The sequence below is a fragment of the uncultured Mycobacterium sp. genome (assembly GCF_964249325.1).
Lineage (GTDB): Bacteria > Actinomycetota > Actinomycetes > Mycobacteriales > Mycobacteriaceae > Mycobacterium.
The window spans coordinates 1-8,457 of the sequence record NZ_CAXUCH010000195.1 but is presented as its reverse complement, the minus strand read 5'-3'; the positions used below and the strand labels follow the sequence as shown (position 1 = coordinate 8,457).

At 65.1% G+C, this 8,457-nt stretch carries 9 protein-coding genes and 1 pseudogene; 7 read left to right on the top strand and 3 right to left on the bottom strand.

All coding sequences use genetic code 11. From position 1 onward, the window contains the following. Positions 1 to 919: anthranilate phosphoribosyltransferase (trpD, locus tag ACFE99_RS19465; protein WP_375488070.1), on the bottom strand; the 919-nt coding region annotated here is incomplete at its 3' end. Between the two features lie 195 nt (positions 920 to 1,114). Here trpD and ACFE99_RS19460 point away from each other — a divergent pair. The 7 genes from ACFE99_RS19460 to ACFE99_RS19430 all read left to right on the top strand — a co-directional run bounded on the left by ACFE99_RS19460 (position 1,115) and on the right by ACFE99_RS19430 (position 7,650). Further along, on the top strand, positions 1,115 to 1,726 hold the full coding sequence (locus tag ACFE99_RS19460; protein WP_375488068.1) for a heme-copper oxidase subunit III: 612 nt from the start codon (positions 1,115 to 1,117) through the stop codon (positions 1,724 to 1,726). Next, a complete protein-coding gene (locus tag ACFE99_RS19455) occupies positions 1,723 to 2,604 on the top strand; it encodes a cytochrome c (protein ID WP_375488067.1) in 882 nt (293 codons plus the stop codon). Before ACFE99_RS19460 ends, ACFE99_RS19455 begins: the two co-directional genes overlap by 4 nt. Before the next feature lie 51 nt (positions 2,605 to 2,655). Next, the gene (locus ACFE99_RS19450; RefSeq protein WP_375488066.1) at positions 2,656 to 3,864 is read left to right on the top strand and encodes a ubiquinol-cytochrome c reductase iron-sulfur subunit; all 1,209 of its coding nucleotides are present in this window, start codon (positions 2,656 to 2,658) and stop codon (positions 3,862 to 3,864) included. Then, a complete protein-coding gene (locus ACFE99_RS19445) occupies positions 3,861 to 5,531 on the top strand; it encodes a cytochrome bc complex cytochrome b subunit (protein ID WP_375488065.1) in 1,671 nt (556 codons plus the stop codon). The genes ACFE99_RS19450 and ACFE99_RS19445 overlap by 4 nt, the downstream gene beginning before the upstream one ends. A 151-nt stretch (positions 5,532 to 5,682) precedes the next feature. Beyond that, positions 5,683 to 6,522 carry an SH3-like domain-containing protein gene (locus ACFE99_RS19440; protein WP_375488064.1) on the top strand — a complete coding sequence of 280 codons (840 nt, stop codon included), beginning with the start codon at positions 5,683 to 5,685 and terminating at the stop codon, positions 6,520 to 6,522. 43 nt (positions 6,523 to 6,565) lie between these two features. Continuing rightward, the gene (scnC, locus tag ACFE99_RS19435; protein ID WP_375488063.1) at positions 6,566 to 7,288 is read left to right on the top strand and encodes a thiocyanate hydrolase subunit gamma; all 723 of its coding nucleotides are present in this window, start codon (positions 6,566 to 6,568) and stop codon (positions 7,286 to 7,288) included. An 80-nt stretch (positions 7,289 to 7,368) separates the two neighbouring features. Continuing rightward, positions 7,369 to 7,650: a thiocyanate hydrolase gene (locus ACFE99_RS19430; RefSeq protein ID WP_375488069.1), complete on the top strand. Its 282-nt coding sequence runs from the start codon at positions 7,369 to 7,371 to the stop codon at positions 7,648 to 7,650. A gap of 29 nt (positions 7,651 to 7,679) precedes the next feature. Here the strand turns inward: ACFE99_RS19430 and ACFE99_RS19425 are convergent, their stop codons facing one another. Together ACFE99_RS19425 and ACFE99_RS19420 are read right to left on the bottom strand one after the other, a co-directional pair. Continuing rightward, complete coding sequence (locus ACFE99_RS19425; protein WP_375488062.1) at positions 7,680 to 8,312, bottom strand: DUF2561 family protein; 633 nt, start codon at positions 8,310 to 8,312, stop codon at positions 7,680 to 7,682. Beyond that, positions 8,312 to 8,457 (bottom strand): annotated as a pseudogene (locus ACFE99_RS19420) (hypothetical protein); the annotation flags it as partial. The gene ACFE99_RS19425 and the pseudogene ACFE99_RS19420, both read right to left, overlap by 1 nt.

Genomic DNA, 8,457 nt, shown 5'->3' with positions numbered 1-8,457 from the left:
CCTCCCAGGCCGGCAGCCATTCGGCGCGGCTGGATAACCCGGCGTGGGCGACGATCGCGCCGGCGGCGTTGAGCACGACGGCGTCGCGCACCGGGCCCTTGGCCCCCGCCAACACCGAACGCGCTTCGGCGGCATTGGTTTGCGCGTCGCCACCGAGCAACTGCTGCAGCTCGGCGCGGGCGAACCCGAAGCCGGCGGGGTCGAACGTCAGCTTGTCCACCGTGCCGGCCTGCACCCGCCAGATGGTGCTGGTGGTGGTGGTGGTCAACTCGTCTAGGCCGTCATCACCGTGCACCACCAGCACGCTGGAGCGGCGGGCCGCGAACACCGTCGCCATCACCTCGGCCAGGTCGGCGAACGCGCAGCCGATCAGCCCGGCCCGCGGCTGGGCCGGATTGGTCAGCGGCCCAAGTAGGTTGAACACTGTCGGCACCCCGACCTCGCGCCGCACCGCTGACGCGTGGCGGTAGGACGGATGAAACGTCGGCGCGAAGCAATATCCGATCCCGACTTCGGCGACACTGCGCGCCACCTCGTCGGGACCCAGATCGATGCGCACCCCGAGGGCTTCCAGGGTGTCGGCTCCACCGGCCAACGACGACGATGCCCTGTTGCCGTGTTTGACCACCGGCACGCCGGCGGCCGCCACCACGATCGCGGCCATGGTCGACAGGTTGACGGTGCTGACCCCGTCGCCGCCGGTGCCGACCACGTCGACGGTGTCGGTGCCGACCGTGGCGGGCAGCCGCTGCGCATGACGCAGCATGACGTTAGCCAGCTCGCTGACCTCGGCAGCAGTCGGCACTTTCATCTTCATCGCCACGCCGAAGGCCGCGATCTGCGCCGGGGTCGCCGCGCCGGTCATGATCTGTTCCATGGCCCAGGCGGCATGGCCGCGGGCAAGGTCTTGCCCCACCATCAACCGCCCCAGCACCCGTGGCCATGAGGCAGCGCCCGGTCCACCGGCTGCCGGCGCATGGTATGAGGCAGCCACGCGCCGATCGTCCCATAGCGGGTCGCCATCGGGCGTCCCTGCCGACAAGAGGCGCGGCCGGGACAATAAATGCCGCCCCCGGGTGGAGATCATCAACTACAAAGCGTCATACTTGCGGATGTGACCAGCGCTGTGGGGACCTCGGGTACTGCGATCACGGCACGTGTGCATTCGCTGAACCGGCCCAACATGGTCAGCGTCGGCACCATAGTGTGGCTCTCCAGCGAGTTGATGTTCTTTGCTGGGCTCTTCGCGATGTATTTCACCGCGCGAGCCCAGGCCGGCGGCAACTGGCCGCCGCACCCCACACACCTGAACCTGTACCAGGCTGTGCCCGTCACGCTGGTGCTGATCGCTTCGTCGTTCACTTGCCAGATGGGCGTATTTGCCGCCGAGCGCGGCGACGTGTTCGGCGTGCGCCGCTGGTATGTGATCACGTTCTTTATGGGCCTGTTCTTCGTGCTCGGCCAGGGTTATGAGTACTACCACCTGGCCAGTCACGGCACCACGATCCCCGGCAGCGCCTACGGCAGCGTGTTCTACCTGGCCACCGGCTTCCACGGGTTGCACGTGATCGGCGGGCTGATTGCCTTCATCTTCTTGCTCGCCCGCACCGCGATGAGCAAGTTCACCCCGGCGCAAGCCACCGCCGGGATCGTCGTCTCCTACTACTGGCATTTCGTCGACATCGTGTGGATTGCGCTGTTCACGACGATCTATTTCATCCGATGAGCACGCCGGTGAATGGGCACAGCGCGGACAGGAGTGCGCGGTTGAAGAGATTGGGGCTCAACCGGCTCCGTGGGAGCGATCGCTCCCGGCGGCGCTTTCGCCGGCGGGCGTCGGCGGGATTGCTGCTCTTGGTGGCCTTGGCCGTCGCCGGCGCGCTGGCCGCGATCCTGACACCCAAGCCTCAAGTGGCCGTCGCCGACGAATCCTCGTCGGCGCTGCTGCGCACCGGCAAGCAGTTGTTCGACACCTCGTGCGTGACCTGCCACGGCGCCAACCTGCAGGGCGTGGCGGGTCGCGGGCCCAGCTTGATCGGCGTTGGAGAGGCGGCGGTGTACTTCCAGGTCTCCACCGGCCGGATGCCCGCCGAACGCGGTGAGGCCCAGGCGCCCCGCAAACAGCCGATCTTCGACGAGGGGCAGATCGACGCGCTGGGCGCCTACGTGCAAGCCAACGGCGGCGGCCCCACATTGGTGCGCGACGCGGACGGCACCATTGCTCAAAAGTCGCTGCGCGGCAACGACTTAGGCCGCGGCGGCGACCTGTTCCGGCTGAATTGCTCGTCGTGCCACAACTTCACCGGTAAGGGCGGTGCGCTGTCGTCCGGTAAATACGCACCGAACCTGGAGCCGCCTAACGAGCAGCAAATGCTCGCGGCGATGCGCACCGGCCCGCAGAACATGCCGAAGTTCTCCGATCATGAACTTTCGCTCGAGGCGAAGAAGGACATCATCGCCTACGTGAAGACTGTCAGCGAAGAGCGCCAGCCTGGTGGAAACGGCCTGGGCGGCTTCGGACCCGCACCCGAAGGCATGGCCGCATGGATCATCGGGATGGTCGCCGTCATCGGCGCGGCGCTGTGGATTGGGGCCAGAACATGAGCCGCGCCGCGCGAAGATGCTTAAGCGATGCGATGAGGAGGAGCGGCGCAGATGAGTGACGTCACCGACCCGGTCGGCGCGGACACCGACGCCGCCCACGCCGCCCCACTGGACTCGCCCGACGAGGCCGCGCTAAACACCATGTCGCGTGAGGAACTGGTCGCGCTGGGTGGCCGGTTGGACGGTGTGGAAATCCTCTACAAGGAGCCCCGGTGGCCGGTGGCAGGCACGCGTGCCGAGAAGCGCGCGGAACGGCAAGTGGCGATCTGGCTTCTGCTGGGCGGCCTCTTCGGGCTGGCGCTGCTGTTGGTTTTCCTGTTTTGGCCCTGGGAGTACAAGCCTAAGGAAGCCAGCGGCAGCTTCCTGTACTCCCTCACCACACCGCTTTACGGCCTGACCTTCGGGCTGTCCATCTTGTCGGTGGCTGTCGGAGCGGTGCTGTACCAGAAAAAGTTCCTGCCGGAAGAGATTTCGGTCCAGGAACGGCACGACAACAGGTCACCGGAGCTTCACCGCAAGACGGTGGTGGCCAACCTCACCGATGCCTTCGAAGGCTCGACGATCCGGCGCCGCAAGCTGATCGGGATGTCGCTGGGCGTCGGGCTGGGCGCGTTTGGCCTAGGGACTCTGGTGGCGTTCGTCGGCGGCCTCATCAAGAACCCGTGGAAGCCGATTGTGCCTACCGCACAGGGCAATAAGGCCGTGCTGTGGACCTCCGGTTGGACGCCACGGTTCCCCGGTGAAACCATCTACTTGGCGCGCGCCACCGGCCGCCACGCCGGACCGCCGTTCGTCAAGATCCGCCCGGAAGACCTCGACGCCGGCGGTATGGAAACTGTCTTTCCCTGGCGAGAGTCCGACGGTGACGGCACCACCCCGGAATCGCACGAAAAGCTTTCGGAAATCTTGATGGGCGTTCGGAATCCGGTAATGCTGATCCGCTTGCGGCCCAACGACATGGCGAAAGTCGTCAAGCGCAAAGGCCAGGAGAGCTTCAACTTCGGCGAGTTCTTCGCATACACTAAGGTTTGCTCGCATTTGGGTTGTCCCGCATCGCTTTACGAGCAGCAGTCCCACCGCATCCTGTGCCCGTGCCACCAGTCGCAGTTCGACGCCCTGCAGTATGCCAAACCGATATTCGGTCCTGCTGCTCGCGCGCTGGCGCAGCTTCCTATCACCATCGACAGCAATGGGTATTTCGTCGCCAACGGCGACTTCATCGAACCCGTCGGACCGGCATTTTGGGAGCGCACAACATGAGCCCAAAACTTGATATCGGCAGCGTCCTGGCCCGCCAAGCCGACGACATCGACACCCGTTATCACCCCGCTGCCGCGGTACGCCGCCAGCTCAACAAGGTGTTCCCCACACACTGGTCGTTCCTGCTCGGTGAAATCGCGCTGTACAGCTTCATCGTGCTGCTGCTCACCGGGGTCTATCTGACCCTGTTCTTCGATCCCTCCATGGCTGAGGTCACCTACAACGGCGTCTACCAACCGTTGCGCGGTGTGGAGATGTCGAAGGCCTACGAATCAGCTCTCAACATCTCCTTCGAAGTCCGCGGCGGACTGTTCGTCCGTCAGGTCCACCACTGGGCGGCACTGATCTTCGCCGCCGCGATCATGGTGCACCTGGCGCGTATCTTCTTCACCGGCGCGTTCCGCCGGCCCCGCGAAACCAACTGGGTCATCGGCTCGCTGCTGCTGATTCTGGCCATGTTCGAGGGCTACTTCGGCTACTCGCTACCCGACGACCTGCTGTCAGGTATCGGCCTTCGGGCGGCGCTGTCGTCGATCACGCTCGGCATGCCGGTGATCGGTACCTGGCTGCATTGGGCGCTGCTTGGCGGCGACTTCCCCTGCGGCGGTGTGGGTTACAACTGTGCCGAGGGCGGGTACCTGATCCCCCGGCTATACGCCATCCACATCCTGCTGTTCCCCGGGATCATGCTGGCGCTGATCGGATTGCACCTGGCGTTGGTGTGGTTCCAGAAGCACACCCAGTTCCCCGGCCCCGGGCGCACCGAGGAGAACGTGGTCGGGGTGCGGGTGATGCCCATCTTCGCCGTCAAGTCCGGAGCGTTCTTCGCGCTGGTGGTCGCTGTCCTCGGCTTAATGGGTGGGCTACTGCAAATCAACCCGATCTGGAATCTCGGGCCCTACAAGCCATCTCAGGTGTCGGCGGGTTCACAGCCGGACTTCTACATGATGTGGACGGAGGGTCTGGCCCGTATCTGGCCGCCGTGGGAGTTCTATTTCTGGCACCACACCATCCCGGCTGCGGTCTGGGTCGCGCTGATCATGGGTGCGATATTCGTGCTGCTGACCATCTATCCGTTCTTGGAAAAGCGCTTCAGCGGCGACTACGCACACCACAACCTGCTGCAGCGGCCGCGTGACGTCCCGGTGCGCACCGCCGTCGGTTCGATGGCGATTGCGTTCTACATGGTGCTGACGCTCAGCGCGATGAACGACATCATCGCCTACAAGTTCCAGATCTCGCTTAACGCGACGACGTGGATCGGCCGCATCGGCATGGTGGTGCTGCCGCCGATCGTCTACTTCGTCGCCTATCGCTGGTGCATCGGGCTGCAGCGCAGCGACCGGGCGGTGCTCGAGCACGGCATCGAAACCGGCATCATCAAACGGCTCCCGCACGGCGCCTACATCGAGCTGCACCAGCCGCTGGGGCCGGTTGACGAGTACGGCCACCCATTACCGCTGGAATATCAAGGGGCCCCGGTACCGAACAAGATGAACAAGCTCGGCTTGACCGGGTCGCCGGGCTCCGGCAGCTTCCTGCGGGCCGATCCGCTGTCGGAGGATTCGGCGCTGCGCGAGGCGGCGCACGCCGCCGAACAGCGTGCCCTCACTGCGCTGCGGGAGCGCCAAGAACGTACCAACGGTTCACCCAACGGCCAGCACTAGCGAGTAACTCCAGCCCAGCCCGGCAGTCCGATCGCTGCCGGCTGTGTTGACGCGGTTTCCTTCCGGGGGCGGGTGTTGCGGACTTAAATGGTCTATGGCTGCGGCGTGGTCAGCTGCCAGTCGCCGACCGATCCACCACGAATGGACCCGCATGACAACCCCTATCGATCGGGTGTCCCAGCTGGACCTGCTGGCCCAGCTGAACTCCGCCTTCAGCGATCTCCCGGATGCCCCGTATCCCGACCTGCTCGATCACCGACGGTTCGCCGCGTACATGAAGACCCCCCACGACGTGGGCGGCGAACCGGATGCCCCCATCGAATTCGTCAACAAGCAGTACGAACAGTGGGAGCACAACGTCTATGTCCTCTGCGAGGTGCTCGCCTGGCGCGGAATCTGGGTATCGGAGGAACGCCGGAGGATCGGCAACGTCGACGTAGGCCGCACGAATTACCTAGGGCTGCCCTACTACGCTCGTTGGCTGCTTGCTGCCGCCCGCATCCTCGTCGACAAGCATCACATCACCTTGAGTGAATTAACCGATCGGCTGGCCGAAGTCAAACAGCGCTATGCGGGCGGGTTGAAGGATAAGTCGCCGCAAGCACGGCCGAAGTTTGCCGGCGACGGCTCCGGGCTCCAGCGCAACCTGCACCACACCCGCGCCGTCGGGAGGGGTGACCCGCAGGTGTATTCCGGCCGGGCCGGGCGTCCGAAGTTCCAAGTCGGCGACGCGGTACGGGTGCGCGAATTGCCTGCCCTGTTCTATACCCGAACCCAGGAATACGTGCGCGGCGCGCAGGGCAAGGTCGTGGCCGTCGCCTATGAGAGCCTTGCCGCCGAAGACGAGGCCTGGGATCGGCATGACCAAGACCCGGAATGGTTCTACATCGTCCGGTTCGACCTCTGCCGGCTGTGGCATCGCTATACCGGCACCGAAACCGACACCTTGCAAACCGAGCTTCCCGAACGCTGGCTGGAAGCGCCCCGCTAGACTCGCCGATCGCTTGCGGCCGTTGGGAGACAAAGGGATTCGCATGACCGACCACGATCACGACCGCACCGTGGCGCCCATGGTGGACGAAATCACCGATTTCGAGGCCCTCGAGATCGCCATCCGTGAACTCTGCATCGAAAAAGGATTGTTCAGCGCCGAAGATCATCGCCGGTTCACCGAGTTCGCCGAACAGATCGGACCGACCCCCGCCGCGCGCTTGGTGGCCCGGGCATGGCTTGATCCCGAGTTCAAAAAGCTCGCCTTGGCCGACGGAATCGCCGCCAGCCGTGAAGTCGGTGTCGACTGGCTACAACCCACTGGTTTCGGGACGCCGAGCGACTTTACGGCGCTGCGTGTGCTGGAGGACACGCCAACGTTGCACCACGTCATTGTCTGCACTCTGTGCTCGTGTTATCCGCGACCGATCTTGGGCAATTCGCCCGAGTGGTACCGCACGCCGAACTATCGCCGCCGCATCGTGCGTTGGCCGCGTCAAGTGCTGGCCGAATTTGGACTGTTCTTGCCAGAAGGCGTCGCTATCCGGGTGGAGGATTCCAACCAGAAGCACCGTTTTATGGTGCTGCCCGTGCGCCCGGCGGGAACCGAGGACTGGGACGAAGACCAACTCGCTGAGATCGTCACCCGGGATTGTTTGATCGGCGTCGCGTTGCCCAAGGTTGGCGTGACTACCAATGCGATCACCGCCACCCGCCCGGCTATCCGCCCGGCGCAGTCACCGACCGACTCGCGTGAGAACACGTGAACGGGTCAGAGCGTTCCGTCGAACACGCCAAGATCGGGTTACTGCAAGAGATCGTTGAACGCAACCAGATCTGGGTCCGCATGGCCACGAAGTACGGCGTCGACAATCCCGTACCGCCGTGGAAGTCAAGCCTAGATGGCATCTGCGACGCGCTCGACCGATCGCCTTGCACCACAACGGCTCTCAGTTCCATCGCGCGGCGTCGCGAAGAGGACACGCTCTCAGCGACCGCTTACCCCGCTCTGCCCTATCCGGAGAGCCAGCTTGTCGCACTGGCTCATTGGCTGGTGGTCCGCGGCGTCATCGACGAGACCGAGCTCCAGGAACGGATAGCCGCTATCCGCGCCAGATTGGAAGCCTGACGCGGCAGGCCGCTGCTGTGGTTGCCTCGTCACTCGCCGGTACGTAGCCGGTGGAGCCGCCGCAGGTGTTGCCAGGCGATCAGCGGCATCGTCGCTGTGACGATCCCGGCGATGGCATAGGCCGTCCACGACCCGCCGTAGCGACCGATGGCCATCAGATAGGTTGCCGCCGCGACTGCGATGAGCGCCAGCCCCATCGTCGCCACCAAAGAAAGCATGCCGCGCAACCAAATCCGGTCCACCGCCGCCGCCGAGTAGCCCGGCGGTGCCAGCGCCGTGAGCCGCTCGGTGCGGGCTTCCTCGGTCGTGGCGCGCGGCCCGACGTGCCCAGCCTTGGCCGGCTGCCGCACCGCACCGCGGACCTGCGTGCCCGCCGGTCGCACTGCGGGATGACCGGTGCGACGGGCGCGCAGCAATACCGGGATGGCACCGGCGATGACCAGCGCAGAGACGATGATGACGGCGTACAGCACCGCCGGGGTGTGCTGGCTGCCCGTTCGTTGGAAACCTCGGCCCAAGTCGACCAACGCGACCACCGCGGCCACGCTCACGCCCACGAACACCAACCACACTGCGGCGCATGCGCCCAGCAGAATCCGATCGGTCGTGACCGGTGAAACGGTGCCCCAGCGCTGCCGGGCCCCGGAATCCCTGACGGCCATCAGCAACTCGTCTGCGGTGCGTCGCTGTTGTTGGCCGAAAGCACCGTCCCGTCGCTGGTGGTGATCGAGCAGTTGAGCTTGCTCAGCCGCAACAGGCTGGACGCCTCCACCGAACCGACCTCGGATTGCGAGATCGGCGTAAGGG